General features: G+C 63.0%; 23 protein-coding genes. 11 read left to right on the top strand and 12 right to left on the bottom strand.

Annotated elements, in window-relative coordinates:
* Positions 1-39: 39 nt before the first annotated feature.
* Together folB and folK are read left to right on the top strand one after the other, a co-directional pair.
* Complete coding sequence (gene folB, locus B4L76_RS19060) at positions 40-396, top strand: dihydroneopterin aldolase (protein ID WP_003255570.1); 357 nt, start codon at positions 40-42, stop codon at positions 394-396.
* Positions 387-896 (top strand): 2-amino-4-hydroxy-6-hydroxymethyldihydropteridine diphosphokinase, encoded by a 510-nt coding sequence (folK, locus tag B4L76_RS19055; RefSeq protein ID WP_296234654.1) that lies wholly within the window; start codon positions 387-389, stop codon positions 894-896. The genes folB and folK overlap by 10 nt, the downstream gene beginning before the upstream one ends.
* A gap of 95 nt (positions 897-991) precedes the next feature.
* Here the strand turns inward: folK and B4L76_RS19050 are convergent, their stop codons facing one another.
* The 11 genes from B4L76_RS19050 to B4L76_RS19000 form a co-directional block, all read right to left on the bottom strand.
* Positions 992-2,098, bottom strand: a complete 1,107-nt coding sequence (locus tag B4L76_RS19050) for a multifunctional CCA addition/repair protein (protein ID WP_296234653.1) — start codon at positions 2,096-2,098, stop codon at positions 992-994.
* A 55-nt stretch (positions 2,099-2,153) separates the two neighbouring features.
* Positions 2,154-3,722, bottom strand: a complete 1,569-nt coding sequence (locus tag B4L76_RS19045; protein WP_296234651.1) for a SpoVR family protein — start codon at positions 3,720-3,722, stop codon at positions 2,154-2,156.
* Positions 3,719-4,990 carry a YeaH/YhbH family protein gene (locus B4L76_RS19040; RefSeq protein WP_289131785.1) on the bottom strand — a complete coding sequence of 424 codons (1,272 nt, stop codon included), beginning with the start codon at positions 4,988-4,990 and terminating at the stop codon, positions 3,719-3,721. The genes B4L76_RS19045 and B4L76_RS19040 overlap by 4 nt, the downstream gene beginning before the upstream one ends.
* Positions 4,991-5,130: 140 nt before the next feature.
* The gene (locus B4L76_RS19035) at positions 5,131-7,053 is read right to left on the bottom strand and encodes a PrkA family serine protein kinase (protein ID WP_225780133.1); all 1,923 of its coding nucleotides are present in this window, start codon (positions 7,051-7,053) and stop codon (positions 5,131-5,133) included.
* Between the two features lie 282 nt (positions 7,054-7,335).
* Positions 7,336-7,668 (bottom strand): thiosulfate sulfurtransferase GlpE, encoded by a 333-nt coding sequence (gene glpE, locus B4L76_RS19030; protein ID WP_296234646.1) that lies wholly within the window; start codon positions 7,666-7,668, stop codon positions 7,336-7,338.
* Between the two features lie 14 nt (positions 7,669-7,682).
* Positions 7,683-8,549: a symmetrical bis(5'-nucleosyl)-tetraphosphatase gene (locus B4L76_RS19025; RefSeq protein WP_296234644.1), complete on the bottom strand. Its 867-nt coding sequence runs from the start codon at positions 8,547-8,549 to the stop codon at positions 7,683-7,685.
* Positions 8,549-8,929, bottom strand: a complete 381-nt coding sequence (apaG, locus tag B4L76_RS19020; protein ID WP_186675034.1) for a Co2+/Mg2+ efflux protein ApaG — start codon at positions 8,927-8,929, stop codon at positions 8,549-8,551. The genes B4L76_RS19025 and apaG overlap by 1 nt, the downstream gene beginning before the upstream one ends.
* A gap of 140 nt (positions 8,930-9,069) precedes the next feature.
* The gene (gene rsmA / locus B4L76_RS19015) at positions 9,070-9,870 is read right to left on the bottom strand and encodes a 16S rRNA (adenine(1518)-N(6)/adenine(1519)-N(6))-dimethyltransferase RsmA (protein WP_296234642.1); all 801 of its coding nucleotides are present in this window, start codon (positions 9,868-9,870) and stop codon (positions 9,070-9,072) included.
* Positions 9,867-10,856: a 4-hydroxythreonine-4-phosphate dehydrogenase PdxA gene (pdxA, locus tag B4L76_RS19010; RefSeq protein ID WP_296234640.1), complete on the bottom strand. Its 990-nt coding sequence runs from the start codon at positions 10,854-10,856 to the stop codon at positions 9,867-9,869. Before pdxA ends, rsmA begins: the two co-directional genes overlap by 4 nt.
* Positions 10,853-12,172 carry a peptidylprolyl isomerase SurA gene (gene surA / locus B4L76_RS19005; protein ID WP_414707227.1) on the bottom strand — a complete coding sequence of 440 codons (1,320 nt, stop codon included), beginning with the start codon at positions 12,170-12,172 and terminating at the stop codon, positions 10,853-10,855. The genes pdxA and surA overlap by 4 nt, the downstream gene beginning before the upstream one ends.
* The gene (locus B4L76_RS19000) at positions 12,153-14,954 is read right to left on the bottom strand and encodes an LPS-assembly protein LptD (RefSeq protein ID WP_296234637.1); all 2,802 of its coding nucleotides are present in this window, start codon (positions 14,952-14,954) and stop codon (positions 12,153-12,155) included. Before B4L76_RS19000 ends, surA begins: the two co-directional genes overlap by 20 nt.
* 130 nt (positions 14,955-15,084) lie before the next feature.
* On the opposite strand from B4L76_RS19000, the gene B4L76_RS18995 reads away from it, so the two are divergent.
* From B4L76_RS18995 to B4L76_RS18985, 3 genes are read left to right on the top strand one after another with little or no spacing between them, the layout of a single operon-like run.
* Positions 15,085-16,104, top strand: a complete 1,020-nt coding sequence (locus B4L76_RS18995; protein WP_296234635.1) for an aminoglycoside phosphotransferase family protein — start codon at positions 15,085-15,087, stop codon at positions 16,102-16,104.
* Complete coding sequence (gene murU, locus B4L76_RS18990; protein ID WP_296234634.1) at positions 16,101-16,772, top strand: N-acetylmuramate alpha-1-phosphate uridylyltransferase MurU; 672 nt, start codon at positions 16,101-16,103, stop codon at positions 16,770-16,772. The genes B4L76_RS18995 and murU overlap by 4 nt, the downstream gene beginning before the upstream one ends.
* Before the next feature lies 1 nt (position 16,773).
* Entirely contained in the window at positions 16,774-17,541 is a 768-nt protein-coding gene (locus tag B4L76_RS18985) for a TerB family tellurite resistance protein (protein ID WP_296234633.1), read from the top strand.
* Between the two features lie 36 nt (positions 17,542-17,577).
* Here the strand turns inward: B4L76_RS18985 and B4L76_RS18980 are convergent, their stop codons facing one another.
* The gene (locus B4L76_RS18980; RefSeq protein WP_296234632.1) at positions 17,578-18,558 is read right to left on the bottom strand and encodes an alpha/beta hydrolase family protein; all 981 of its coding nucleotides are present in this window, start codon (positions 18,556-18,558) and stop codon (positions 17,578-17,580) included.
* A gap of 95 nt (positions 18,559-18,653) precedes the next feature.
* Here B4L76_RS18980 and B4L76_RS18975 point away from each other — a divergent pair, with 95 nt between their 5' ends.
* The 6 genes from B4L76_RS18975 to B4L76_RS18950 all read left to right on the top strand — a co-directional run bounded on the left by B4L76_RS18975 (position 18,654) and on the right by B4L76_RS18950 (position 26,323).
* Positions 18,654-21,041 carry a PAS domain-containing sensor histidine kinase gene (locus tag B4L76_RS18975; protein WP_296234630.1) on the top strand — a complete coding sequence of 796 codons (2,388 nt, stop codon included), beginning with the start codon at positions 18,654-18,656 and terminating at the stop codon, positions 21,039-21,041.
* Between the two features lie 7 nt (positions 21,042-21,048).
* Positions 21,049-21,681 carry a response regulator gene (locus B4L76_RS18970; RefSeq protein ID WP_296234752.1) on the top strand — a complete coding sequence of 211 codons (633 nt, stop codon included), beginning with the start codon at positions 21,049-21,051 and terminating at the stop codon, positions 21,679-21,681.
* Positions 21,682-21,976: 295 nt separating this feature from the next.
* Entirely contained in the window at positions 21,977-23,101 is a 1,125-nt protein-coding gene (locus B4L76_RS18965; RefSeq protein ID WP_296234629.1) for an ABC transporter ATP-binding protein, read from the top strand.
* A 40-nt stretch (positions 23,102-23,141) separates the two neighbouring features.
* Positions 23,142-24,176, top strand: coding sequence for an ABC transporter substrate-binding protein (locus B4L76_RS18960; RefSeq protein ID WP_296234627.1), 1,035 nt, complete (start codon positions 23,142-23,144; stop codon positions 24,174-24,176).
* Positions 24,177-24,236: 60 nt separating this feature from the next.
* Positions 24,237-25,484: an ABC transporter permease gene (locus tag B4L76_RS18955; RefSeq protein WP_144170299.1), complete on the top strand. Its 1,248-nt coding sequence runs from the start codon at positions 24,237-24,239 to the stop codon at positions 25,482-25,484.
* Positions 25,485-25,495: 11 nt separating this feature from the next.
* Positions 25,496-26,323 carry an ABC transporter permease gene (locus B4L76_RS18950; RefSeq protein WP_296234624.1) on the top strand — a complete coding sequence of 276 codons (828 nt, stop codon included), beginning with the start codon at positions 25,496-25,498 and terminating at the stop codon, positions 26,321-26,323.
* Positions 26,324-26,445 lie beyond the last annotated feature (122 nt).

The following is a 26,445-nucleotide window of genomic DNA, read 5'->3' as shown; positions in this document are numbered from 1 at the left end:
CGGCGCCAGTCGCCCTTGTCGTGCTGTGGAGAGAAGTGCTTGGACAGAGTGTTCATCGAAGGCCTGGAAGTCGATACCGTCATCGGTGCCTATGACTGGGAGCGGGATATTCGCCAGTGCTTGCGCCTGGATCTGAGCTTTGCCTGGGACAACCGCCCGGCTGCTGCTGGTGACGACCTGAGCCTGGCACTGGATTACGCCAGTGTGTCGGCGCGTATCCAGGCGTTTGCCGAACAGGCCCGCTTCGAACTGGTGGAAACCTTCGCCGAGCGCCTGGTGGCAACGTTGATGGACGAGTTCCACATTCCGTGGGTGCGGTTGAAGCTGACCAAGCCGGGGGCTGTGCCGGCGGCCCGAGGTGGTGTTGGCGTGGAGATCGAGCGCGGATGTCTCTGAGCACGGTTTACCTGGGCCTTGGCAGCAACATCGACCGCGAGGCGCACTTGTGCGCCGGGCTCGATGCTTTGGCCGGCATCCTCACCGGCATGCGCTGTTCGCCGGCATTCGAAAGCCAGGCGGTAGGTATCAAGAGCGGGCCGTTCATCAACTTCGTGGTAACCGGGCAGACGGCGTTGCCGTTGATCGAGCTGGACCGCCGGCTGAAGTTCATCGAGGCCGACAACGGCCGCTATGCACCAGACCGCAAGGGGCTGCCGCTGGATATCGATGTGCTGATGTACGACGATTTGCTCGGCACCTTCGACGGGCTTGTGCTGCCCCGCGCCGAGATCCTGAAGAACGCCTTCGTGCTGTGGCCGCTATCGCTGCTGGCGCCTGACCTGGTGCATCCGGGAGTGGGCAAGAGCATGGCGCAGTTGTGGCAGGAAGCGCGGATTGACCAGGTATTGGCGCCGGTTGCCTTTGAATGGCATGGGTTGCAGCTGACTCCGGCTTGAGCCTGTACCGGCCCTTTCGCGGCTAAAGCCGCTCCATAGGGATGGCTTGAGCCTTGTAGGAGCAACTTTTTTAGCCGCGAAAGGGCCGCTATGTCCTAATTGCGCTGGTAAGCCTCAAGCGCTTTCAACCGCTCGGCCTTGAGCGCTTCGCCCAGTGCCTGGCCGGTCAGCCCGGCCTGCACCAGCGGTTTTACATCCACCGCCCGCGCTGCAGCTGCCGCGCCTCGCAGGTAATCGGCCTGTGGATAACCTGCCTTGCCCTCGCCCAGTGCGATCATCTGGCAAGCGACCAGGAAATCCTCGAACCGCTGCGGCCGCCGGTACACATCGAACTTGAGCAACAACTCCAGTAGCGCCGTGGCAGGCAGCGCCAGTGCCTGGTTGCCCTGTGCCAGGCATTCCCCCGTCAGCAGCGCCAGCTCCTGGCATTCCCGCGGCGCCTTGAGACGCTGATTGACGGCTTTGATCGAGGCAGGAGGCAGCCCATGCAGCAGGCAGGCCCAGCGCACATGCAGGGCTTGCTCGTGCAGCGCCGCCTGTTCCAGCGCCAGCAGCGCCTGGGTATCGCCTTCAAGCTCGGGCAGCAGCTCCGGCAGGGCACCGCAGGCATGCAGCACCTGGAAGAACACTTGCGGCTGCGCTTCCATCAGCGCCCGCTCGATTTCCTTCCAGCTGCGTTCGGCAGTCAACGCCTGCAGCTCGCCCGAAGCACTGATCTGGCGCATCAGTTCCAAGGTTTCCTCGGCCACCCGGAAACCCAGCGGTGCATAACGGGCAGCGAAACGCGCAACGCGCAGCACGCGCAAGGGATCTTCGGCAAATGCCGGGGAAACGTGGCGTAACAGGCGCTGATCGAGATCGCGCTTGCCGTGGTAGGGGTCGTACAGGACGCCCGCTTCGTCCTCGGCCATCGCATTGATGGTCAGGTCGCGGCGAATCAGGTCTTCCTCCAGCGTCACGTCGGGGCTGGCATGGAAGATGAAGCCACCGTAACCACGGCCGCTTTTGCGCTCGGTGCGTGCAAGGGCGTATTCCTCGCCGGTTTTCGGGTGCAGGAATACCGGGAAGTCAGCTCCGACCGGGCGGTAGCCCTTGGCGTGCATTTCCTCGACCGTGGCGCCGACCACCAGCCAGTCGATGTCGCTGACCGGGCGGCCGAGCAAGCGGTCGCGCACGGCGCCGCCGACTTTGTAGATGTGCATGTGCAGCTCTCCATAACTGCCGACAGGATAACCCGTCGGCAGCCATGGCGTTGCATCAGAGGTGGTGGATGACAGCCAGGTCCATGCGCCCGTAGTCGGCGTTTTCGCCGTGCTCGCCGCGCGGTGGCATGTGGTGGGTCTTCATCACCTGGTCGCCCTGCACGGTTTCCAGGTGGATGTCGAAGCCCCACAGGCGGTGCAGGTGCTTGAGCACTTCATCGGTGGAATCACCCAGCGGTTTACGGTTGTGTTGCTGGTGGCGCAGGGTCAGCGAGCGGTCGCCGCGGCGATCGACGCTCCAGATCTGCACGTTCGGTTCGCGGTTGCCCAGGTTGTACTGTGCCGCCAGTTGCTCGCGAATGATCCGGTAGCCGGCCTCGTCATGAATGGCCGGCACCAGCAGGTCGTCGCGCTGGTCATCATCGAGGATGCTGAACAGCTTGAGGTCACGCATCACCTTGGGTGACAGGTATTGCAGGATGAAGCTCTCGTCCTTGAAGCTGCTCATGGCGAACTTGATGGTAGAAAGCCAGTCACTGCCGGCAATGTCGGGGAACCAGTGGCGATCTTCCTCGGTCGGGTTTTCGCACATGCGGCGGATGTCGGTGTACATGGCAAAACCCAGCGCGTAGGGGTTTATGCCGTTGTAGTACGGGCTGTCGAAGCCGGGCTGGAACACTACGCTGGTGTGCGATTGCAGGAACTCCATCATGAAGCCTTCGGTAATCAGCCCCTCGTCGTACAAGTCATTCATCAGGGTGTAGTGCCAGAAGGTCGCCCAACCTTCGTTCATGACCTGGGTCTGACGCTGCGGGTAGAAGTACTGGGCAATCTTGCGCACGATGCGTACCACTTCACGCTGCCACGGTTCCAGCAGCGGGGCGTTCTTCTCGATGAAATACAGGATGTTCTCCTGCGGTTCGGCGGGGAAGCGCGCATCATCGCGCTCATTGCCCTTGTCAGCGCTCTTCGGAATGGTCCGCCACAGGTCGTTGATCTGCCGTTGCAGGTGCTCTTCGCGTTCCTTCTGCCGGCGCCGTTCTTCTTCGGCGGAAATCGGGTAAGGGCGCTTGTAGCGGTCGACGCCATAGTTCATAAGCGCATGACAGGAGTCGATCAGGTCCTCCACGGCATCGATGCCATGGCGCTCTTCACACTGGGCGATGTACTGCTTGGCGAACACCAGGTAGTCGATGATCGAGCTGGCGTCGGTCCAGGTGCGGAACAGGTAGTTGCCCTTGAAGAAGCTGTTATGGCCGTAGCAGGCATGGGCGATCACCAGTGCCTGCATGCACATGGTGTTTTCTTCCATCAGGTAGGCGATGCACGGGTCGGAGTTGATCACGATTTCGTAGGCCAGGCCCATCTGGCCACGGCTGTAGGACTTTTCCGTGCTGAGGAACTGTTTGCCATAGGACCAGTGGTGGTAGCCCAGCGGCATGCCGACCGAGGCGTAGGCATCCATCATCTGCTCGGCGGTAATCACTTCGATCTGGTTGGGGTAGGTGTCCAGGGCATAACGCTCGGCCAGGCGGCTGATTTCCCGGTCGTAGGTCTGGATCAGTTCGAACGTCCACTCGGACCCGGTGGAAATGGGTTGGCGTCTCTGTGCTCTGGCGGTCATGTGGCTAACCTGCGCTGGAAGAGTTCACGGAAGACCGGGTAGATATCACCGGCCGATACCAACTGTTGCTGGGCGAACGTGTCGGGGAAGGCTTCACCGATGCGCTCGTATTCGTACCACAGCGCCTGGTGCTCACGTGGGGTGATCTCGACGTAAGTGTAGTACTGCACATGCGGCATGATCTGCTTGGACAGGATGTCGCGGCAGATCGGCGAGTCGTCGTTCCAGTTGTCGCCGTCGGAGGCCTGGGCGGCGTAAATGTTCCAGTCACTGGCCGGGTAGCGCTCGGCCATGATTTCCTGCATCAGCTTGAGCGCGCTGGAAACGATGGTGCCGCCGGTTTCCCGGGAATAGAAGAATTCTTCCTCGTCGACTTCACGGGCGCTGGTGTGGTGGCGGATGAACACCACTTCGATGCGGTCGTAGTTACGCTTGAGGAACAGGTACAGCAGGATGAAGAAGCGTTTGGCGATGTCCTTGGTGGCCTGGGTCATCGACCCGGACACGTCCATCAGGCAGAACATCACCGCCTTGGAGCTGGGGTTAGGCTGCTTGACCAGCAGGTTGTACTTGAGGTCGAAGGTATCGAGGAAGGGCAGGCGGTTGATGCGGGCCTTCAGGCGCTCGATTTCCTGCTCGACTTCCTGGATATCGGTGAAATTATCCGGCTCCTCGACCTTCAGGCGTGCAAGTTCCTTCTGCGCTTCGCGCAGCAGGGCGCGGCTGCTACCAGTCAGGGCGATGCGCCGGGCATGCGCCGAGCGCAGGGTGCGCACGATGTTGATGCGTGACGGGTTGCCTTCGTTGGCGATACCGGCGCGCACGGTCTTGAAGGTATCGGCACCGGTCAGGTGGCGTTTGACCAGGTTGGGCAGTTCGAGGTCCTCGAACATGAACTCGAGAAACTCTTCCTGGGTGATCTGGAAAACGAAGTCGTCCATGCCCTCGCCGGAGTTGCCGGCCTTGCCACGGCCGCTACCACCACCGCCACCTTGTGGCCTGGGAATGTGCTCGCCGGCGGTGAATTCCTTGTTGCCCGGGTGCACGATGGTCTGCTTGCCGCCGCGACCATGGTGCAGCACCGGTTCGTCGATGTCGCGCCCTGGAATGCTGATCTGCTCGCCATGTTCCATGTCCATGATGGAACGGCGGCTTACCGCCTCTTCGACGGCTTTCTTGATGTGTTCGCGGTACCGCCGCAGAAAGCGCTGGCGGTTGACCGTGCTCTTGTTCTTGCCGTTCAGGCGTCGGTCTATAACGTAGCTCATGGTCCCTCCGGTAGCTGGAGCAGCTGCAAGCCACAAGCTTCAGGCTGCAGGAAAATGCAGCCACCGCCGCTGCAGGCTGCAGCGCCGGGCTCGCGCTCGGCGCCGTGCAACCTGGAGCTTGCGGCTTGTAGCTTGCCGCCTTATTGCGATTTCCTGACCCGCAGGTACCATTCCGACAGCAGGCGAACCTGTTTGTCGGTGTAGCCACGCTCCACCATGCGCGTGACGAAGTCGTTGTGTTTCTGTTGGTCCTCCTTGCTGGCCTTGGCGTTGAAGCTGATGACCGGCAGCAGGTCCTCGGTGTTGGAGAACATTTTCTTCTCGATCACCACCCGCAGCTTTTCGTAGCTCAGCCAGCTCGGGTTCTTGCCGTTGTTGTTGGCACGCGCGCGCAGCACGAAGTTGACGATCTCGTTGCGGAAATCTTTCGGGTTGCTGATGCCGGCCGGCTTCTCGATCTTCTCCAGTTCTTCGTTGAGGGCGATACGGTTGAGAATTTCGCCGGTCTCCGGGTCGCGGTATTCCTGGTCCTGAATCCAGAAGTCGGCGTACAGCACGTAGCGGTCGAAGATGTTCTGCCCGTACTCGCTGTAGGACTCCAGGTAGGCGGTCTGGATCTCCTTGCCGATGAACTCGATGTAGCGAGGGGCAAGATACTCCTTCAGGTAGCGCAGGTAGCGCTCGCGCACTTCAGCGGGGAACTGTTCCTGCTCGATCTGCTGCTCCAGCACATACAGCAGGTGCACCGGGTTGGCAGCCACTTCATGCGGGTCGAAGTTGAACACCTTGGACAGGATCTTGAAGGCGAAGCGGGTGGACAGGCCATTCATGCCCTCATCGACGCCTGCGGCATCGCGGTACTCCTGGATCGACTTGGCCTTTGGATCGGTGTCCTTGAGGTTTTCCCCGTCGTACACCCGCATTTTCGAATAGATATTTGAGTTTTCCGGCTCTTTCAGGCGCGAAAGCACAGTGAACTGGGCCAGCATCTTCAGCGTATCCGGGGCGCAGTGGGCCTTGGCCAGCGAACTGTTGACCAGCAGCTTGTCGTAGATCTTGATCTCGTCACTGACGCGCAGGCAGTACGGCACCTTGACGATGTAGATCCGGTCGATGAACGCCTCGTTGTTCTTGTTGTTGCGGAAGGTGTGCCATTCCGATTCGTTGGAGTGGGCCAGGAGGATCCCGGAGTAGGGGATGGCACCGAGGCCTTCGGTACTGTTGTAGTTGCCCTCCTGGGTGGCGGTGAGCAACGGGTGCAAGACCTTGATCGGGGCCTTGAACATCTCGACGAATTCCATCAGGCCCTGGTTGGCCCGGCACAGCGCGCCCGAATAGCTGTAGGCGTCGGCGTCGTTCTGCGGGAATTCCTCAAGCTTGCGGATATCCACCTTGCCGACCAGGGCCGAAATGTCCTGGTTGTTCTCGTCACCCGGTTCGGTCTTGGCGATGGCGACCTGGTTGAGGATCGACGGGTACAGCTTCACCACCTTGAACTTGCTGATGTCGCCGCCGAACTCTTGCAGGCGCTTGGTGGCCCAGGGCGACATGATGGTATTCAGGTAGCGCCGCGGAATGCCGAATTCTTCCTCGAGGATCGCCCCGTCTTCGCTGGCATTGAACAGCCCCAGGGGCGACTCGAACACCGGCGAACCCTTGATGGCATAGAAAGGAACCTTTTCCATCAGCTGTTTGAGTTTTTCGGCCAGCGACGATTTACCGCCGCCCACCGGGCCCAGCAGATAGAGGATCTGCTTCTTCTCTTCCAGGCCTTGGGCGGCGTGGCGGAAGTACGACACGATCTGGTCGATGCACTCTTCCATGCCATGGAAGTCGGCAAACGCCGGATAGCGGCGGATGACCTTGTTGGAGAAGATACGCGACAGCCTGGAGTTGGTAGAGGTGTCGATCAGCTCTGGCTCACCGATGGCCAGCAACAGCCGTTCGGCCGCCGATGCGTAGGCACTGCGATCCTCTTTGCACAGCTCGAGGTACTCCTGCAGCGTTAGTTCTTCCTGGCGCGTTGACTCGAAACGTTGTTGGAAGTGGCTAAAAATACTCATGACGTCACCTCGCTCGATACCTTGAGACGACGCCGGATCAGTCAGCTGATGCTGGCACGCAACCGGGTTTGCCGGTTGCTGTATACCCCCCAAACACCCTGTAACGCTACCGATGACCCGCACGCCGGTGTACCGGCTCTCCCCTTTTTCTGGATGGCCTGCGCTTAAGAATAGTTGGTTATCCGCAAGGTCAAGGGCGAGGGGCGGAGAAGTTGCGACCGACCGTTCGTCAGATATGCCGCGAGCCCGCACAGGGCGCGGGCTGCAGTGTGTATGAAAAATTTATTCGGCAGCGCCCTGGGCGGTCTCGTTCGGGTAGGTGGCACGCCACAGCTCGAAGCCGCCGTCGACGCTGTAGACCTCGGAAAACCCTTGGTTTGCCAGGTAGGCCGCGGCGCTCTGGCTGGAATTGCCGTGGTAGCACACCACCAGGGTCGGGGCATCGAGGTCGGCATTGCGGATGAACTCGGCAACCGAATGGTTATCCAGATGCTTGGCACCGGTAATGTGGCCGGCGGCGAAAGCCTGGGGGTCGCGAATATCGACGACGACCGCACCGTCTTTCTTGCGAAGCTCCAAGGCCTGCTCGGGAGGGATGCGCTTGAATTCGCTCATGGGTACTACTTCCTTCAGGTGTGGTCGTTGAGTGTAGTGGGTTGCGCCGGTTGGCGCAGGGTGCCGTCGTCGGCGCAGTCACAGCGGTGGTACTCACCGCTGTCGACGTTGTACAGGGTCATGGCGCCACCCCACACGCAGCCGGTGTCCAGGGCAATGATGCCAGGTTCGTTGACGTGGCCCAGCAGGGCCGCCCAGTGGCCGAAGATGATCTTCACGTGGCGTGAGCGGCGCTCCTTGTGGGCGAACCAGGGCTTGTAGCCTTTGGGAGCGGTGTCCAGGCCTTCCTTGCTCTTGAGGTCGAGCTTGCCCTCGGCAGTGCAGAAGCGCATGCGCGTGAGGTAGTTGGTGATGACCCGCAGGCGTTCGACGCCGCAAAGGTTCTTGCTCCACTTGTTCGGCTCGTTGCCGTACATGCCGTCCAGGTACTGCTTCAGGCGGCTATCGTCGCGCAGTACTTCCTCGACTTCGCCAGCCAGGGCCAAGGCCTTGCCCAAGGTCCATTGCGGTGGAATGCCGGCGTGCACCAGGGCAATGCCCCGGGGCTCGTCATAGTGCAGCAGCTTTTGCTGGCGTAGCCAGTCGAACAATTGGTCGGCATCCGGCGCTTCGATGATCTCGCGCAGGGTGTCGCTCTTCTTCAGGCGTTCGACGTTATGCCATACGGCCAGCAGGTGCAGGTCATGGTTGCCCAGCACGCACACCAGCGACTGGCGGATCGAATACAAAAAGCGCAGGGTTTCCAGCGACTCGGGGCCACGGTTTACCAGGTCGCCGACCAGCCACAGGCGGTCGACGGCGGGGTTGAAGCTGACGCGTTCAAGCAGGCACTTGAGTGGCTGCAGGCAGCCCTGCAGATCCCCGACAGCATAGGTAGCCATCAGTGCAGCGCCCCGGGTACCGCCAGGCGGAAGGGGGCGATCTGTGCATCGAAGCGTTTGCCGTCTTCGGCGAACATCTGGTAGCTGCCCTGCATGGTGCCTACGCGGGTGCTGATGACGGCGCCGCTGCTGTAGGTGTGGCTCTGGCCGGGAGCGATGTTGGGCTGCTGGCCGACCACGCCGGCACCGCGTACTTCCTCGACCTCGCCGTCACCGTTGGTGATCAGCCAGTGGCGCGACAGCAACTTGGCATTGAGCGAGCCGTTGTTCTGCACGGTGATGGTGTAGGCGAAAGCGAAACGACTGTTTTCCGGGTCGGATTGTTCTTTGAGGTAGCGGGTCACGACGCTGACGTCGATCTGATAGCGGGGGTCGGACATGCAAGGGCCTTGGGAGAACTGACGCAAAAACGCAGTCTAGGCCATTGAGCGGGGGGAGGGCCAGCGGTGTGGCGACTTGGGGATATCTACAGTCTGTGCCGGCCTGTTCGCGGGCCATGCTCGCGAACAGGCCGATCCAGTCAGGCTTGCTGGTCGGCCAGCTGGTCAGCCAGGCGCACGAAGGCCGCCAGGTCCAGCTGTTCAGGGCGCAGGCTACCGTCCACACCTGCCGCCTCGATGGCTGCGCTGTCGAGCAGGCCCTTCATGGTGTTGCGCAGGGTCTTGCGGCGCTGGTTGAACGCCTCGCGTACCACGCGCTCCAGCAGTTGCGCATCCTTGGCGGGATGTGGCAACACTTCATGCGGCACCAGGCGGACGATCGCCGAGTCCACTTTCGGCGGCGGGTTGAAGGCGCCAGGGCCGACATTGAACAGGTGCTCGACCCGGCAGTGGTACTGCACCATGATCGACAAACGTCCCCAGTCGCCACCGCCAGGGCCGGCGGCCATGCGCTCGACCACTTCCTTCTGCAGCATGAAATGCATGTCGCGGATCAGCCCGGCGTGGCTGAGCAGGTGGAAGATCAGTGGGGTGGAGATGTTGTAGGGCAGGTTGCCCACGACCTTGAGGCTGCGCGGTGGTACACCCAGCTGGTTGAAATCGAATTTCAGCGCGTCGCCCTGGTGCAGGTGGAAGTTGCTGCGGCCGGCGAACTTGTGCTGCAGGATCGGCACAAGGTCCTTGTCCAGCTCCACTACGTCCAGCTGTGCGCCGCTGCCCAGCAGGCCTTCGGTCAGGGCGCCCTGGCCCGGGCCGATTTCCAGCAGGTGTTCACCGGCCTTGGCGTTGATGGCGCGCAGGATGCGGTCGATGATGCCGGCGTCGTGCAGGAAGTTCTGACCGAAGCGCTTGCGCGCCCGGTGTTGGTATTGCTCGTTCATGGTCGGTTCTCGGCCATCTGGTAGGCGGTGTCCAGCGCGACGCGCAGGCTGCCAGTGTCGACCTTGCCGGTGCCGGCAAGGTCCAGGGCAGTACCGTGGTCAACCGACGTGCGGATGATCGGCAGGCCCAGGGTGACGTTCACGGCTGCGCCAAAACCTTTGTACTTGAGTACGGGCAGGCCCTGGTCGTGGTACATCGCCAGCACTGCGTCGCAGTGCTCCAGATATTTGGGGGTAAACAGGGTATCGGCCGGCAGCGGCCCGCGCAGGTCCATGCCCTCGGTGCGCAGGCGGGCCAGGGTCGGCTCGATGATGTCGATTTCCTCGCGGCCCAGGTGGCCACCTTCACCCGCGTGCGGGTTGAGGCCGCACACCAGGATGCGCGGGTTGGCAATGCCGAACTTGTCGCGCATGTCTGCATGCAGGATACGGGTCACACGTTCGACGCGCTCGGCAGTGATGGCGTCGGCAATGTCGCGCAGCGGCAGGTGTGTGGTCACCAGGGCCACGCGCAGGCCGTGGGTGGCCAGCATCATCACCACCTGCGCGGTGTGGGTCAGTTCGGCGAGGAATTCGGTATGCCCGGAAAAAGCGATGCCGCTCTCGTTGATGACGCCCTTGTGCACCGGGGCGGTGATCATCCCGGCGAAATGCCCGTCCAGGCAGCCTTGCCCGGCGCGGGTCAGGGTTTGCAGCACGAAGGCGGCATTGGCCTTGTTTAGCTGGCCAGGCACTACCCGGGCCGCCAGGGGCGTGTCCCAGACGTACAGGCTGCCCGCCGGTGCCGGCTGTTCGGGCCATTGGCCTGGCGCTACCGGCAACAGCTTGACGACCAACCCCAAGCGCGCGGCCCGCTCGGCGAGCAGGTCACGGCTGGTGATGGCGATCAGGGGGTGCGGCTGGGCGTCTGCGGCGAGCAGCAGGCACAGGTCGGGGCCTATGCCGGCTGGTTCGCCGGGGGTGACGGCGAAGCGCAGGGGCTTCACGGGGCAGCCTGGTCAGCGTCAGGCAGCTTGATTTCAACGTAGGCTTCGTCGCGAATCTGGCGCAGCCAGGTTTGCAGCTCTTCGTCGTACTTGCGGTTGCGCAGTACGCTCAGGGCCTGCTGTTCGCGAGCTTGCTCTGTGCTGTCGGTGGCGCGGCGGCCCAGCACTTCCAGGACATGCCAGCCGTACTGGGTCTTGAACGGACGGGTGACTTCGCCTTGGGTGGCGTTGGCCATCTGCTCACGGAACTCCGGTACCAGGCTGTTCGGGTCCACCCAGTTGAGGTCGCCGCCATTGAGCGCCGAACCCGGGTCTTCCGAGAAGCTCTTCGCCAGTTCGCCGAAGTCTTCGCCGTTCTTGATGCGCTCGTACAGGCGCTCGGCCAGTTGCTCGGTGGCCGCTTCGCTGCGGATTTCGCTCGGCTTGATCAGGATGTGGCGCACGTGCACTTCATCACGCAATACGTTCTCGCTGCCGCCACGCTTCTCTTCGAGCTTGAGGATGATGAAGCCGTTGGGAATGCGGATCGGCTGGGTGATTTCGCCAACCGGCATGCTGCTGAGCATCTTGGCGAAATCCGGCGGCAGCTGGCCGGCTTTGCGCCAGCCCATCTCGCCGCCTTCCAAGGCGTTTTCGCTGGCCGAGTTGGCGATTGCCATCTGCCCGAAGTCGGCGCCCTGACGCAGTTGCTGGTACAGGTCACCGACCTTGCGCGCAGCTTTCTGGATGTCTTCCGAGCTGGCCGCTTCCGGGGTCGGGATGAGGATGTTGGCCAGGCGGTACTCTTCCGACATCTGCATCTTGCCGAGGTCGGAGTTGAGGTAGTTCTTCACTTCCTGCTCGGACACCTGGATGCGCTCGGCCACGCGGCGCTGGCGCACGCGGCTGATGATCATCTCGCGCTTGACCTGCTCGCGGGCGTCGTCGAACGACAGGCCGTCACGGGCCAGGGCCGCGCGGAACTGGTCCAGCGACATGCCATTGCGCTGGGCAATGGTGCCGATGGCCTGGTTCAGCTCTTCGTCGGTGATGCGGATGCCGGAGCGTTCGCCGATCTGCAACTGCAGGTTCTCGACGATCAGGCGCTCCAGCACCTGCTGCTCCAGGGCACCCGTCGGCGGCACGCCGCCGCCACGTTTGGCGATGGTCTGCTGCACCTCGTGGATGCGCTGGTCCAGCTGGCTTTGCATGACCACGTCGTTGTCGACGATGGCCACTACCCGATCAAGAGGTTGCACCGCGGCATGCACCGCGCCACTCAGCAATGCGACGCCCAGCAACGCTGGGCGCAGTCGATCAATAAGCTTGGTCTTCACGTTCACGGTAACCTTGAATGCCTTCGTCGAGGAAAGACTCGACCTTGTTGCCGACTACACCACCGAGACCCTTCAGGACGATCTGAAGGAAGATGCCATGGTCGCCTTTTTCGTTCGTCGGAAGCGCCTGGCTGAAGTCGTCGTAGTCCAGCCAGTAACGGTTGATCAGGCGCAGCTTCCAGCAGCAGTTGTCGTATTCGAAACCGCCCATGGCTTCCAGGGTACGGTTGCGGTTGTAGTCATGCTGCCAGCGCGCGATGACGCTCCACTGTGGAACGATCGGCCAGATGACCGAGAAGTCATGCTGCTGGATCTTGTAGTAGTCCTTGATGTAGTTCGGGCTACCCGGGACGCCGTAGTCGCCACCGCCCACTTTCCAGGTACCGGTCGCGGAGTCGTAGGAGATGGTGTCGTTACGGTAGCGATAACCGAGGTTGACCACCTTGTTCGGGTTGTCTTCAGGCTGGTAGTGGAACATCGCGCTGCCCGAACGGGTGCTGCGGCTGTCCGGGTCCCAGTTGAAGTCCGAATTGAAGCGCCAGTCGCGGTTGAAGAAGTAGTTGTACATCAGGGCGTACGGCGATACGTCGGACTGTGCATCGTCGCGGGTGCGGTAGTCGATGCCCGGCAGCTGGACCTTGCGGTCCTTGAAGTAGTACGCCTGGCCAATGCTGAAGTTCTGGCGTTCGAAGCCATTGTCCTCGATCCAGCGGGTGGTCACGCCCAGCGACAGCTTGTTCTCGTCACCGATGCGGTCGGTGCCGCTGAAGCGGTTGTCACGGAACAGCGAGTCGTAGCTGAACAGGGTTTCACCCGAGTCGAACAGCGGGATGTCCTTCTGGTCCTCGTACGGGACGTACAGATAGTACATGCGCGGTTCAAGGGTCTGCTTGTAATTGGTGCCGAACAACGACGTCTTGCGGTCGAAGTAAAGCCCGCTGTCCACGCTGAAGATTGGGATATCGCGGTTCAGCGAGCTGTTGTAGCTGCCGTACGCCGGGTTGGCCGACTGCGCGATTGCCTGGGCCTTGCCCTGGCTGTCCAGATCCAGGTCGTAGTGGGTGTACGCATACTTCAGCTTGGGGGTCAGGAAGCCGTAGCTGGCCTCCATCGGCAGGCTGATCGACGGTGCCACATTGAAGCGGTTGCCGTTGGCACGGGCAATACCGCTGACGTTCTGGTCGAGGCGACGGCCTGCTGCACCGGCGGAGAAGTCCGGGTTGCCGTCCTTGTCGAATACGAAGTCGTCTTTCAGGTCACGATCGAAGCGGACTGCCTCGGTTTCGTAGGCGATGTTGAGCCCACCTGGTTCGTACGGCAGCTTACCGTTGAAGGTGATCTGCGGCAGGCGATCATACGGGGTGATTCTCGAGATGGTGGCCATCTCGTAGGCATGCACGTTCAACCGCGCGGTGTAGCTGTCACCACGGTAGGTCAGCGCGCCCTGCTGGTTCAGCAGGTCCTGGGATTCAACACCAATCTGGTCGGTTTCCAGGTCCTGGAAGTAGAACGGGTCGCTGATGTCGGTGTAGTCCACCTCGGTCATCAGGCGCTCGTTCAACCCACCCTTGTGCTGCCAGTTGGTCATCCAGCGCTGTTCTTTGTAGTCAGTCTGGTCTTTGCGGTCGTCGCTCTTGTCGTTGAGGTACGCACCACCGAACTGGCCTTCGCTGGAAGGCGTCAGGTAGCGGAACTCGCCTTCCATCAGCAGGCCGCGCTTGGTCATGTAGCGCGGGTACAACGTGGCGTCGTAGTTCGGCGCCAGGTTGAAGTAGTACGGCGTGACCAGCATGAAGCCGGTGTCGCTGGTGCTGCTGAACGATGGCGGCAGGAAACCGGACTGGCGACGGTCGTCGATCGGGAAATAGATGTACGGTGTGTAGAACACCGGGAAATCCTTGACCCGCAGCGTAACGTTGGTCGCGGTACCGAAACCGGTGGCCGGGTTCAGGGTGATGTTGTTGCCCTTCAGCTGCCAGGCGTTGCTGCCCGGTTCGCAGGTGGTGTAGGTACCATCCTTGAGGCGGATGATGGCGTTTTCGCCACGCTTGGCGTACAGGGCACTGCCGCGGATGTGCGACTTGTGCATCACGTATTCGGCGTTGTCGACCTGGGCTTCGCCGGTGTCGAGCTGGATCTGCGCCTCGTCACCGACGACCAGCGAACCGTTGTCACGGATCCTGACGTTGCCCTTGAGCTCGCCACGGTTTTCGGTCTGGTAAAGGTTGGCCTCGTCCGCCTCGGCCTGCATGCTGCCCTGGCGCATGACCACGTCACCGGCGAGGGTAGCGATCTGCTGCTCCTGCTGGTACTTGGACACCTTGGCGTTGATGTAGGTCGGCGACTCGTCCTTCGGCGTGGTGTCGGCCATGCCCGGGCGGGTTGGCTCGATGTACGCGCCACCACAGTACGGGCCGGTTTCGGCCAGCTGCGCGGCAGTGAGCTTTTCTCGCGGTACCCAGTCCAGGTGGCTGTAGTCTTCGCTGCGCGACTTCAGGGCACGGCCCTTGGCTTCGGTGACCAGCATCGGCCGGTCCGCCGTTTCGCCTTCGCTCGCGGCTTCGGTACCGGTGCTGACGGCAGCGCCCTCATGCACGGGGCGCGGCGGCAGGTTGTTGACTGGGGTCTTGGGCTTGCAGTCCCAACCACCGGAGGCGGACACTTGGCAGTCGAACTGTTCGGCTGCCACCACGTAAGACGTGGCCAGAGGTTGCAGGGCCAGCAGACCGCCGGTTACCAGCAACGGAAACTTTCTACGAAACGCGGGGGATTTCAATGCCATCTTATTAGTCCGGGCTTCCTGCGTGCCATCTGCCCGCGTGTGGGGCCGCACGCCTCTCGATGGTCTGAAAAAGATGCTGGATAATAAAGCATGACCCGCTTGACGGCTAGGGCCGTCGGAGACCCTTGTAATGCCTGAACACGATGTACGCCTGCAACAACTGTCGGTCTGGCTCGATGAGCAGCTCAAAGATCTTTTCCGGAAAAACGCCTGGGGCGAAGTGCCCGACGGCAGCCTGACCGCGGCCAGCAGCGACGCCAGCTTCCGGCGTTATTTCCGCTGGCAGGGCGCCGGGCACAGCTTCGTGATCATGGATGCGCCACCGCCACAGGAGAATTGCCGACCGTTCGTCGCCATCGACCACCTGCTGGCCAGCGCCGACGTGCACGTGCCGCTGATCCACGCCCAGGACCTGGAGCGCGGCTTCCTGCTGCTGGGCGACCTGGGCCAGCAGACCTACCTCGACATCATCAATGCTGACAACGCCGATTGCCTGTTCAGCGATGCCATCGACGCCCTGCTGGCCTTCCAGCGCCTGCCGATGGAGGCGCCACTGCCCAGCTATGACGACGCCTTGTTGCGCCGCGAAGTCGAGCTGTTCCCCGAATGGTACGTGGGCCGAGAGCTTGGCCTGGCCTTCAATGACGCCCAGCAAGCCGCCTGGCAGCGTGTCAGCCAGCTGCTGATCGATAGCGCCCTGGCCCAGCCCAAGGTGCTGGTGCACCGCGACTACATGCCGCGCAACCTGATGCAGAGCAGCCCCAACCCTGGTGTGCTGGACTTTCAGGACGCGGTCTATGGCCCGGTCACCTACGACATCACCTGCCTGTTCAAGGACGCCTTCATCAGCTGGCCTCAGGCGCGGGTCGAGGGCTGGCTGCGTGATTACTGGCAGAAGGCGCGGGCTGCCGGTATCCCGGTGCAGGCTGACTTCGAGGCATTCCAGCGCGCCAGCGATCTGATGGGGGTGCAGCGTCACCTGAAGGTGATCGGCATCTTTGCCCGTATCTGTCACCGCGATGGCAAACCTCGCTACCTGGGCGACGTGCCGCGTTTCTTCGCCTATATAGAAGAAGTGATCGGTCGTCGGCCCGAATTGGCGGAGCTGGGCGAACTGATTGCCGAGTTGCAGGCCGGAGCGCGTGCATGAAGGCAATGATCCTGGCAGCGGGCAAAGGTGAGCGCATGCGGCCGTTGACCCTGCATACGCCCAAACCGTTGGTACCGGTCGCGGGCCAGCCGCTGATCGAGTATCACCTGCGCGCCCTGGCGGCGGCGGGCATCCGCGAGGTGGTGATCAACCACGCCTGGCTTGGCCAGCAGATCGAAGACCACCTGGGTGATGGCAGCCGTTTCGGCCTGAGCATCCGCTATTCGCCGGAAGGCGAGCCGCTGGAAACCGGCGGTGGCATCTTCAAGGCCTTGCCACTGCTGGGGGATGCGCCGTTCCTGCTGGTCAACGGTGATGTCTGGACCGACTATGACTTCACAAAGTTGCAGGCGCCCTTGCAAGGCCTGGCTCACCTGGTCCTGGTCGATAACCCGGGCCACCATGGGCGTGGCGACTTTCGCCTGGTCGATGGACAGCTGGTCGATGGCGATGATGCGCCTGGCACGCTCACCTTCAGCGGCCTCTCTGTGCTGCACCCGGCGTTGTTCGAGGGCTGCCAGCCTGGTGCCTTCAAGCTGGCGCCGCTGCTGCGCCAGGCCATGGCGGCGGGGCAGGTCAGTGGCGAACACTACCGCGGGCGCTGGGTGGATGTCGGCACCCTCGAACGCCTGGCCGAGGCCGAGCGCCTGATCGGCGAGGGTGCCTGAAATGTGGTGGCCAAGCACGGTGATTGGCGCTGGTGCCGGCTTTGCCGTCGCCAGTATCCCCGGCGCTCTGCTCGGCGCCTTGCTCGGGCAGTTTATCGACCGCCGCCTGCGTTTGCAGGGCTGGGACGACCTGCGTGAACGCCTGGGCGGGCGCCCGGCCTTGCAGGACGATGAGTTGCTGTTCGTGATGCTCGGTCGTCTGGCCAAGTGCGATGGCCGGGTGGCCGAGCAGCACATCCAGCAGGCGCGTCAGGAAATGGTGCGCCTGGACCTGGCCGAAGAGGCGCGGTTGCGCGCAATTGCCGCGTTCAACCGCGGCAAGGCCGGCAAGGACCGGCTGACCGGGCACCTGCGGCGCATCCGCCAGCAGCCACATGCGGCGGAAGGCACCCTGCGCGCCTGCTGGCGCATGGTCTGGGCCGACGGCAAGATGGGCAACAAGGAACGCGAACTGCTGCTGGACTGGGGCCAGAAACTGGGCCTGAGCCGACGCCAGGTTCAGGCCATGTCGCTGGAGTACGAGCCGCGCAAGGCTGCCGGTGCGCGTGAGGCGCCCATGACCTATGCGGCTGCGCTGCGGCTGTTGGCGGTCGAGGCGGACACCGAGGGCGACAAGGTCAAGCAGGCCTATCGTCGGCTGGTCAGCCGTCACCACCCAGACAAGCTGGCGGGCACGGGGGCGAGCGAGGCACAACTGCGTGAGGCGACCGAGCGCACCCGCGAGTTGCACCAGGCCTATGCCTTGATCCGCAAGCGGCGCGGCCTGTAAAGGGCAGAGCAGCCTTTTAGCGACACACGGCCGCTCCTACAGGCTCATCCACCCCCGCACCCGGCGGAACATCTGCTCCTGTTCAGCCGCCTTGTTCCCGGGCATGGCAATCAGCGACAACTGCCGGTACTGGCTGTCCTTCTGCCGCTTGCTGGCCTGCAGGCGCTGCGCGGCCGCGCTGCGGTCAGCGCTGCGGGTAGCGTAGTAAATGTCGGCAGTAGGCACCCTCAAGGTCGGTACCAGGCTTTCCAGGTCATGCTCCACTCGCGCCGGTGTCTGCGCGGCGACCATCACCAGCTTCTGCACCTGTGGTGGCTGCGTTTCGCTCAGGTAACGGGCCGCCCAATACGCGCCGCTGCCATGGCCGATCAACACGATGCTGCGGGCGTTGTGCTGCTGGGCGAAGGCCACCGCGGCATCCAGCCGCGCAAAAATGCGCGCGGCATCGGCCGGGTCGGTTTGCTCGCTGGCCTGTTCGGCATCGGTGCTTTCTGCCGTGTCGGCATCGGCCGCGGTGGCCTGGGCGACGTTGGCGTTGGCATCGGCCGGCAGGTCCTTGGCTGGAGCGCTTTCGCCCTGTTCTGGTGCCGGCTTGGCTTCGACCCGCGCCTGTGGGCTGTCGGCGAGCAGGTCGGGCAGGCTGATGCTCAGGCTGTGCCAGCCGACATCCGGGAACTTCTGCCGCAGCGGGCCGACCGCGTTCGGCCAATCGGCCGTTTCGCCAGCCCCGGGCACGATGATCACGGCCCCTTGCGGGTCGCTGTCGTTGGCCGGTTTCCACAGTGCCAGGAAGCTGTCGGCACCGCCTTGCAGCGTCTGTTGCTCGGCCTTTGGCACCAGCCGTGCAAGCGCCTGGGCGTCCTCCTGGCTACGCTCCAGCAATGGCGGGCGCGGGGCTGGGGCAGCCGGTGTCTCGCTGGCAGCAGGCGGTTGTTCGGCATCGGCGGCCAGGGCGCCGAATGGAAGGAACGAGGCGAGGCAGCACATTGCCAGCGTCGTGCGATAAAGTGTGGACATGAATCAACCCAAGGCCAGAATGATTCCGGCAGCCTAATAGTATTTGCCCGTGACGGCCATGCCGCATGGCCGCCTTTGCCAAGACGAGCGTGTAGATGAAGCGAGTGCGTCGCCTGTTGGTTATCGGCTGTCTATGGCTGCCCTTGATGGCGTTGGCCCAACCTGAGGCGCAGCCATCGGTGGTGCTGGAGCCTGCGCAACAGCAATGGCTGGACAACCATCGCAGCCTGCGAGTCGGCTTGGTGCTGCAGGCGCCTTACGCCCAGTTCGACCGGCGCCTGCAGCAGTTGTACGGGGCCAATGTGGAGTTGGTCAGCAGCCTGGCACAGGCGCTGCGCCTGGACCTGACCTGGCGCAATTTCGCTGACCAGGCCAGCCTCGAGCACGCCCTGCGGGCGGGTGAGATCGATTTTGCCCCGGGCCTGACCCAGACCCCCGCCAGCCTGCGCCTGTGGTTGTTCAGCGACCCCTACATGCGCGTGCCGCAACTGGTGGTCGGGCCTCGCACCGGGGCCATGGCCGTGGAGCTGGAAAAACTCGAAGCCGAGCAACGTGTGGCGGTACGCATGCCCAGCCAGCTGGCGGACTACCTACGCGCCAACTACAACAACCTCAACCTGCAAGGGGTGCCCAACGAGCGCGAAGCGTTGCAGTTGGTAGTGGGCGGCCAGGCCAGTTTCGCGGTGCTGGATGAAGCCCAGCTCAGCCGCCTGTCGCGCGAGAGTGAATTCAGCGAGTTGGCTGTGGTGGGTGACATCGGCTTGCCACAGTTGCTACGCATCGGTTCCAGGCGCGACTGGCCGCTGCTGGCCGATGTGCTTGAGCGTGGCCTGCAGGCGCTGCCAGCCAAGCAGCTGGAGCAACTGCATCAGCGTTGGCTGCAACCGAAGTACCCACGCCTGAGCGAGTCGACCGGTTTCTGGCAGAACCTGGCCTTGTTGTCCTGCATGTTGCTGTTGTGCGCGCTGGCAACCCTGGTGTGGCAGCGCCGACAGCAGCGCCAGCTGGAGCGCAGCCTGCTGGCCACGCGGGAGAACCTGGCAGAGCGGCAGGTTCGCGAGGAAGCACTGCGCCTGAGCCAGTTCGCCATCGACCAGAGCACGGTGGGCATCCTCTGGGTCAACTGGGACAGTCATGTACGCTACGCCAACCACGCCGCCGAGCGCATGCTGGGGTACGGCGAAGGCGAGCTGCTGGAGCGGCCATTGAGCACCTTCGAACCCAACCTGACCATGGACCGCTGGCTGGAGCTATGGAAGGGGGCGCGCACCGGGGAAGGCGGTGTCGGCCAGTTCGAGACGCGATGCCGGCGGGCCGACCAAAGCCTGCTGCCGGTGGAGCTGTCGCTGAGCTTCCTGCGCTTTCGTGATTCCGAGTATCTGGTGGTCTACCTTGCCGATGTCACCGAGCGCCACCGCGCCCTGGCGGCCCTGCGTGAAAGCGAGGCGCGGCTCAAGGGTATTGCCGGCAACGTGCCGGGGCTGGTGTTCCGCCTGGAGCGCGACCCGGCCGAGGGCGACCTCGAGTTCCCTTATATCAGCGAGGGCAGCGAGGCGCTGGTGGGTTACGCACCCAGCGAGATCCAGCACCCGCAGATGGGCTTGCGCAACCTGGTGCACCCCGATGACCGCGCCGATTATCACCGGGTACAGGACCTGGCCCTGGCCAGCGACCAGGACTGGTCCTGGCAGGGGCGTATTGTCACCCGCCAGGGTGAACAGCGCTGGGCCGACATCAAGGCCAGTACCCGGCGCCTGGCCGATGGCCGGGTGGTGTGGGACGGGGTGGTATGGGACATCAGCCAGGGCAAGCGGGCCGAGTTGGCGTTGGCCAGGTCTCAGGAGCAACTGCGCGAATTGTCGGCCCATCTGGAGAGCGTGCGTGAGGAGGAAAAGGCCCGCATCGCCCGCGAGGTGCACGACGAGCTGGGGCAGATGCTGACCGTACTCAAGCTGGAAGTGTCGATGTGCGAGCTGGCCTTCGCCGAACTGGACCCGGGCCTCAATGAGCGCCTGGACAGCATGAAGCGCCTGATCGCCCAGCTGTTCCAGCTGGTGCGCGACGTGGCTACCGCCTTGCGCCCGCCGATCCTCGATGCCGGCATCGCCTCGGCCATCGAGTGGCAGGCGCGGCGCTTCGAGACGCGCACGCAAATCCCCTGCCTGGTACAAGTACCGGATAATCTGCCCGCATTGAGTGATGCCAAGGCCACCGGCCTGTTTCGTATCCTGCAGGAGGCGCTGACCAATGTGATGCGTCATGCTCAGGCACACAGCGTGGAGATCGAACTGGTGCATGAGCACGGGCAATTGCGCATGACCGTCAGCGACGATGGGCAAGGTTTTTGCCGTGATCAGCCCCGGCCTGCCTCGTTCGGCCTGGTAGGCGTACGTGAGCGGGTGCTGATGCTGGGCGGCAGCATGGCGCTGGACAGTGAACCGGGCGAAGGCACCAGCCTGAGCGTGGCCATTCCGTTGGAGTAGGAGAGCGATCGTGATTCGAGTGCTGGTGGCCGAAGACCACACCATTGTCCGCGAGGGCATCAAGCAGTTGATTGGCCTGGCCAAGGACATGCAGGTGGCGGGGGAGGCAGCTAACGGCGAGCAACTGCTGGAAACCCTGCGCCATACGCCGTGCGAAGTCGTGTTGCTGGATATCTCGATGCCTGGCGTGAATGGCCTGGAGGCAATCCCGCGGATCCGTGCAATGCATGACGCACCGGCGATCCTCATGTTGTCGATGCACGATGAGGCGCAGATGGCGGCGCGGGCGCTGAAAGCCGGGGCGGCGGGCTATGCCACCAAGGACAGCGACCCGGCGTTGTTGCTGACCGCCATTCGCCGGGTTGCCGCAGGAGGGCGCTATATCGACCCGGCGCTGGCCGACCGCATGGTATTCGAAGTGGGCCTGACCGAGTCACGGCCGTTGCATACGCTATTGTCGGAGCGCGAATTTTCGGTGTTCGAGCGCCTGGCCCAGGGCGCCAACGTCAACGACATCGCCCAGCAGCTGGCGCTGTCTAGCAAGACCATCAGCACGCACAAGGCGCGCTTGATGCAGAAGTTGAAGGTGAACTCGCTGGCAGAGTTGGTGAAGTATGCCATGGAGCACAAGCTGGTCTGATTGCGACACAGGGTTCTCACAATTGGCACCGGCCTCTGTGGGAGCGGGTTCACCCAGGAAAGGGCCGGGCTTGCCATGTGCATTGTCCGGGCTGGCCTCTTCGCGGGTGAACCCGCTCCCACAGGCGACGCCACAGGGCGGAGGTGAGCATTCCAAATCCGCCATCCTTGTAGGGGAATCCCTACAACAAATCTTCCATCCGGATGATGGCATTCTCTCAGCACCCCCGATTTCCGGGCGCATACGCCTTCTCTAATCTTTTGCCTACGCAGTCATCCAACAAGAAGGTGCAGGCATGAGCGAGGCGAAGTCGAACGCTGCAACCGGCGAAACGCTGGTCAGCTTCCGTGGTGTGCAGAAGAGCTACGACGGCGAGTCGCTGATCGTCAAGAACCTCAACCTGGATATCCGCAAGGGCGAATTCCTCACCCTGCTCGGCCCGTCCGGCTCGGGCAAGACCACCAGCCTGATGATGCTGGCCGGCTTCGAGACCCCCACCGCTGGTGAAATCCAGCTGGCCGGGCGTTCGATCAACAACGTGCCGCCGCACAAGCGCGACATCGGCATGGTGTTCCAGAACTACGCGCTGTTCCCGCACATGACCGTGGCCGAGAACCTGGCGTTCCCGCTGACCGTCCGCAACCTGAGCAAGACCGACATCAGCGAGCGGGTCAAGCGCGTGCTGAACATGGTCCAGCTTGACGCCTTCGCCAAGCGCTACCCGGGCCAGCTGTCCGGCGGTCAGCAGCAGCGCGTGGCCCTGGCCCGTGCCCTGGTGTTCGAGCCACAACTGGTGCTGATGGACGAACCGCTGGGTGCCCTCGACAAGCAACTGCGTGAGCACATGCAGATGGAGATCAAGCACATCCACCAGCGCCTGGGCGTGACCGTGGTCTACGTGACCCACGATCAGGGCGAAGCGCTGACCATGTCTGACCGCGTGGCGGTGTTCCACCAGGGCGAGATCCAGCAGATCGCCGACCCACGTACCTTGTACGAAGAGCCCTGCAACACCTTCGTGGCCAACTTCATCGGTGAGAACAACCGCATCAATGGCACCTTGCTGGCCAGCGATGGCAAACGCTGCCAGGTGCAGCTGGCGCGTGGCGAGCGGGTCGAGGCGCTGGCGGTGAATGTCGGCCAGGCCGGCGAGCCGGTGACCCTGTCGATCCGCCCGGAGCGTGTGCGCCTGAACGGCCACAGCGAGCGCTGCGTGAACCGCTTCTCGGGGCGAGTGGCCGAATTCATCTACCTGGGCGACCACGTGCGGGTGCGCCTGGAAGTTTGCGGCAAGGGCGACTTCTTCGTGAAGCAGCCCATTGCCGAGCTCGACCCGGCCCTGGCCGTGGGCGATGTAGTACCCCTGGGCTGGGAGGTGGAGCACGCCCGCGCGCTCGATCCGATTGCCGAAGCCCATTGATGGATTGCTTCACCAACCCTGTACTGTGGAGAGAATAATAATGCGCAAGCAGTTGAAACTGACCGCCCTGGCCCTGGGGCTGTTCGCCGCTGGCCAGGCCATGGCCGCAGACCTGACCGTGGTGTCCTTCGGTGGTGCCAACAAGGCGGCCCAGGTCAAGGCGTTCTATGAACCATGGGAGAAGGCCGGCAAGGGCAAGATCGTCGCTGGCGAGTACAACGGCGAGATGGCCAAGGTCAAAGCCATGGTCGACACCAAGAGTGTGTCGTGGAACCTGGTGGAAGTGGAATCGCCAGAACTGGCCCGCGGCTGTGATGAGGGCATGTTCGAAGAACTCGATCCAGCCCTGTTCGGCAACGAGGCCGACTACGTGCCAGGCGCCATCCAGCCCTGTGGCGTGGGCTTTTTCGTGTGGTCCACGGTGCTGGCCTACAACGCCGACAAGCTGAAGACCGCACCCACCAGCTGGGCGGATTTCTGGGACACCAAGAAATTCCCGGGCAAGCGCGGCCTGCGCAAGGGCGCCAAGTACACCCTGGAGTTCGCCCTGATGGCGGATGGTGTCGCGCCGAAGGACGTATACCAGGTGCTGGGGACCAAAGAGGGCGTGGACCGCGCCTTCAAGAAGCTCGACGAGCTCAAGCCGAGCATCCAGTGGTGGGAAGCCGGCGCCCAGCCGCCGCAATACCTGGCATCGGGTGACGTGGTCATGAGCTCGGCCTACAACGGCCGCATCGCTGCGGTGCAGAAAGAGAGCAACCTGAAAGTTGTGTGGAACGGCGGCATCTACGACTTCGACGCCTGGGCCATCCCGAAAGGGGCCAAGGACGTCGAGCAGGCGAAGCAGTTCATTGCCTTCAGCGTGCAGCCGGAGCAGCAGAAGATCTACTCCGAGAACATCGCCTACGGCCCGGCCAACTCGAAAGCCGTGAGCCTGCTGTCGGACGAGGTGAAGAAGGACATGCCGACCACGCCTGAGAACATTGCCAACCAGGTGCAGATCGACGTGGCCTTCTGGGCCGACAACAGCGAGCAACTGGAGCAACGCTTCAACGCCTGGGCGGCGAAGAAGTAACAGCCCGGTGTGTGGGGCCGCATGGCGGCCCCTATTTCAGCCTGTATTGCGGAGTTCGCCATGGCCATTGCAGTGCCCCTCAACGAAGGCGCAGGTCCAAGTCTCAAGCAGCGCCTCAAGCACGCCGAGCGGGTCAACCGCTGGAAGGCGCAGGCGTTGATCGCGCCGCTGGCGCTGTTTCTCCTGCTGGTGTTCCTGGTGCCGATCGCGGCACTGCTGTACAAGAGCGTGGGCAACCCGGAAGTGGTTGGCGGCCTGCCGCGTACGGTGGGCGTCATCACCCAGTGGGACGGCAAGAGCCTGCCGGGCGAGGACGTGTACAAGGCGCTGAGCCAGGACTTGGCCGAATCGCGCAAGAACCAGACCCTGGGCGACTTGTCCAAGCGCCTGAACATGGAGCTGGCCGGCTACCGCAGCCTGTTGGCCAAGACCGCGCGGGCGCTGCCATTCAAGAGCGAGCCCGCTTCCTACAAAGATGCCTTGCAGGCGCTCGACGAGCGTTGGGGTGACCCGGCCTACTGGCAGGCGATCCGCCGCAACACCAGCACGGTGACCTCGTTCTACCTGCTGGCCTCGCTCGACCATCGTATCGACGACCTTGGCGAGCTGGCCAAGGCCACCCCTGACCAGGCCATCTACCTGGACATCTTCGCCCGCACCCTGTGGATGGGGGTGGTGATCACTGCCATCTGCCTGGTGCTGGCCTACCCGTTGGCCTACCTGCTGGCCAACCTGCCGACCCGGCAGAGCAACCTGCTGATGATCCTGGTGCTGCTGCCGTTCTGGACTTCGATCCTGGTGCGGGTGGCCGCGTGGATCGTGCTGCTGCAGTCCGGTGGCCTGATCAACAGCGCGCTGATGGCGATGGGCATCATCGACCAGCCGCTGGAACTGGTGTTCAACCGCACCGGCGTGTACATCTCGATGGTGCACATCCTGCTGCCGTTCATGATTCTGCCGCTGTACAGCGTGATGAAGGGCATTTCGCCCAGCTACATGCGCGCGGCGATCTCCCTGGGCTGCCACCCGTTCGCCAGCTTCTGGCGGGTGTACTTCCCGCAGACCTACGCCGGTGTTGGCGCGGGTTGCCTGCTGGTATTCATTCTTGCCATCGGCTACTACATCACCCCGGCGTTGCTGGGCAGCCCGAATGACCAGATGGTCAGCTACTTCGTCGCCTTCTACACCAACACCAGCATCAACTGGGGCATGGCCACCGCGCTGGGTGGGCTGTTGCTGCTGGCGACCGTGCTGTTGTACCTGATCTATAGCTGGCTGGTCGGCGCCAGCCGCCTGCGCCTGAGCTGAGGAGCCTTGTCATGCTGAGCCCTTACATGTCGCCCGTGGAGCGGGTGTGGTTCTACAGCCTGCGTATTCTCTGCGGTCTGATCCTGCTGTTCCTCATTCTGCCGGTGCTGGTAATCGTGCCTCTGTCGTTCAACAGTGGCAGCTTCCTGGTGTACCCGTTGCAGGGCTTCTCGCTGCACTGGTACCAGGACTTCTTCGGCTCGGCCGAATGGATGCGCGCCTTGAAGAACAGCATCATCGTCGCCCCGGCGGCCACGGTGCTGGCCATGGTGTTCGGTACCCTGGCGGCGATCGGCCTGACCCGTGGCGATTTCCCGGGCAAGTCGCTGGTCATGGCACTGGTGATCTCGCCTATGGTGGTGCCGGTGGTGATCATCGGTGTGGCCAGCTACCTGTTCTTCGCCCCGCTTGGCATGGGCAACAGCTTCACTTCGCTGATTCTGGTGCATGCGGTGCTGGGCGTGCCGTTCGTCATCATTACCGTGTCGGCGACCTTGCAGGGCTTCAACTACAACCTGGTGCGCGCGGCGGCCAGCCTCGGTGCCTCGCCGCTGCTGACCTTCCGCCGGGTCACCCTGCCGCTGATTGCGCCTGGGGTCATTTCCGGGGCCTTGTTCGCCTTTGCCACGTCGTTCGACGAGGTGGTGGTGACGCTGTTCCTCGCCGGCCCGGAACAGGCGACCTTGCCACGGCAGATGTTCAGCGGCATCCGCGAAAACCTGAGCCCGACGATTGCGGCGGCGGCCACCTTGTTGATCGCCTTCTCGGTGATACTGCTGCTGACCCTGGAATGGTTGCGCGGGCGCAGCGAGAAGCTGAGGACCCAGCAGCCTGGCTGAAGGTATGTTGCCTGTGCTGGCCTCTTCGCGGCTAAAGCCGCTCCTGCAGGGTTTGTGCAGCTTTCAATACCTGCCCGGTCCAGCTGTCTTGCTCAAATGTCCAAAGCTGGCGTTATTCCTGT

It is taken from the genome of Pseudomonas sp. UBA4617 (assembly GCF_002386445.1).
In the GTDB taxonomy this organism is placed as follows: domain Bacteria; phylum Pseudomonadota; class Gammaproteobacteria; order Pseudomonadales; family Pseudomonadaceae; genus Aquipseudomonas.
This window is presented reverse-complemented; position numbering and strand designations above follow the sequence as displayed.

Coding starts and splice junctions, on each gene's coding strand:
- B4L76_RS19000 (WP_296234637.1), bottom strand. CDS start 14,954: ATGGCATTGAAATCCCCCGCGTTTCGTAGAAAGTTTCCGTTGCTGGTA.
- B4L76_RS18955 (WP_144170299.1), top strand. CDS start 24,237: ATGGCCATTGCAGTGCCCCTCAACGAAGGCGCAGGTCCAAGTCTCAAG.
- B4L76_RS18995 (WP_296234635.1), top strand. CDS start 15,085: ATGCCTGAACACGATGTACGCCTGCAACAACTGTCGGTCTGGCTCGAT.
- B4L76_RS18985 (WP_296234633.1), top strand. CDS start 16,774: ATGTGGTGGCCAAGCACGGTGATTGGCGCTGGTGCCGGCTTTGCCGTC.
- B4L76_RS18980 (WP_296234632.1), bottom strand. CDS start 18,558: ATGTCCACACTTTATCGCACGACGCTGGCAATGTGCTGCCTCGCCTCG.
- B4L76_RS19040 (WP_289131785.1), bottom strand. CDS start 4,990: ATGAGCTACGTTATAGACCGACGCCTGAACGGCAAGAACAAGAGCACG.
- B4L76_RS18950 (WP_296234624.1), top strand. CDS start 25,496: ATGCTGAGCCCTTACATGTCGCCCGTGGAGCGGGTGTGGTTCTACAGC.
- murU (WP_296234634.1), top strand. CDS start 16,101: ATGAAGGCAATGATCCTGGCAGCGGGCAAAGGTGAGCGCATGCGGCCG.
- B4L76_RS18965 (WP_296234629.1), top strand. CDS start 21,977: ATGAGCGAGGCGAAGTCGAACGCTGCAACCGGCGAAACGCTGGTCAGC.
- B4L76_RS19050 (WP_296234653.1), bottom strand. CDS start 2,098: ATGCACATCTACAAAGTCGGCGGCGCCGTGCGCGACCGCTTGCTCGGC.
- folK (WP_296234654.1), top strand. CDS start 387: ATGTCTCTGAGCACGGTTTACCTGGGCCTTGGCAGCAACATCGACCGC.
- rsmA (WP_296234642.1), bottom strand. CDS start 9,870: ATGAACGAGCAATACCAACACCGGGCGCGCAAGCGCTTCGGTCAGAAC.
- apaG (WP_186675034.1), bottom strand. CDS start 8,929: ATGTCCGACCCCCGCTATCAGATCGACGTCAGCGTCGTGACCCGCTAC.
- B4L76_RS19035 (WP_225780133.1), bottom strand. CDS start 7,053: ATGAGTATTTTTAGCCACTTCCAACAACGTTTCGAGTCAACGCGCCAG.
- B4L76_RS19045 (WP_296234651.1), bottom strand. CDS start 3,722: ATGACCGCCAGAGCACAGAGACGCCAACCCATTTCCACCGGGTCCGAG.
- B4L76_RS18975 (WP_296234630.1), top strand. CDS start 18,654: ATGAAGCGAGTGCGTCGCCTGTTGGTTATCGGCTGTCTATGGCTGCCC.
- B4L76_RS19025 (WP_296234644.1), bottom strand. CDS start 8,549: ATGGCTACCTATGCTGTCGGGGATCTGCAGGGCTGCCTGCAGCCACTC.
- B4L76_RS18960 (WP_296234627.1), top strand. CDS start 23,142: ATGCGCAAGCAGTTGAAACTGACCGCCCTGGCCCTGGGGCTGTTCGCC.
- glpE (WP_296234646.1), bottom strand. CDS start 7,668: ATGAGCGAATTCAAGCGCATCCCTCCCGAGCAGGCCTTGGAGCTTCGC.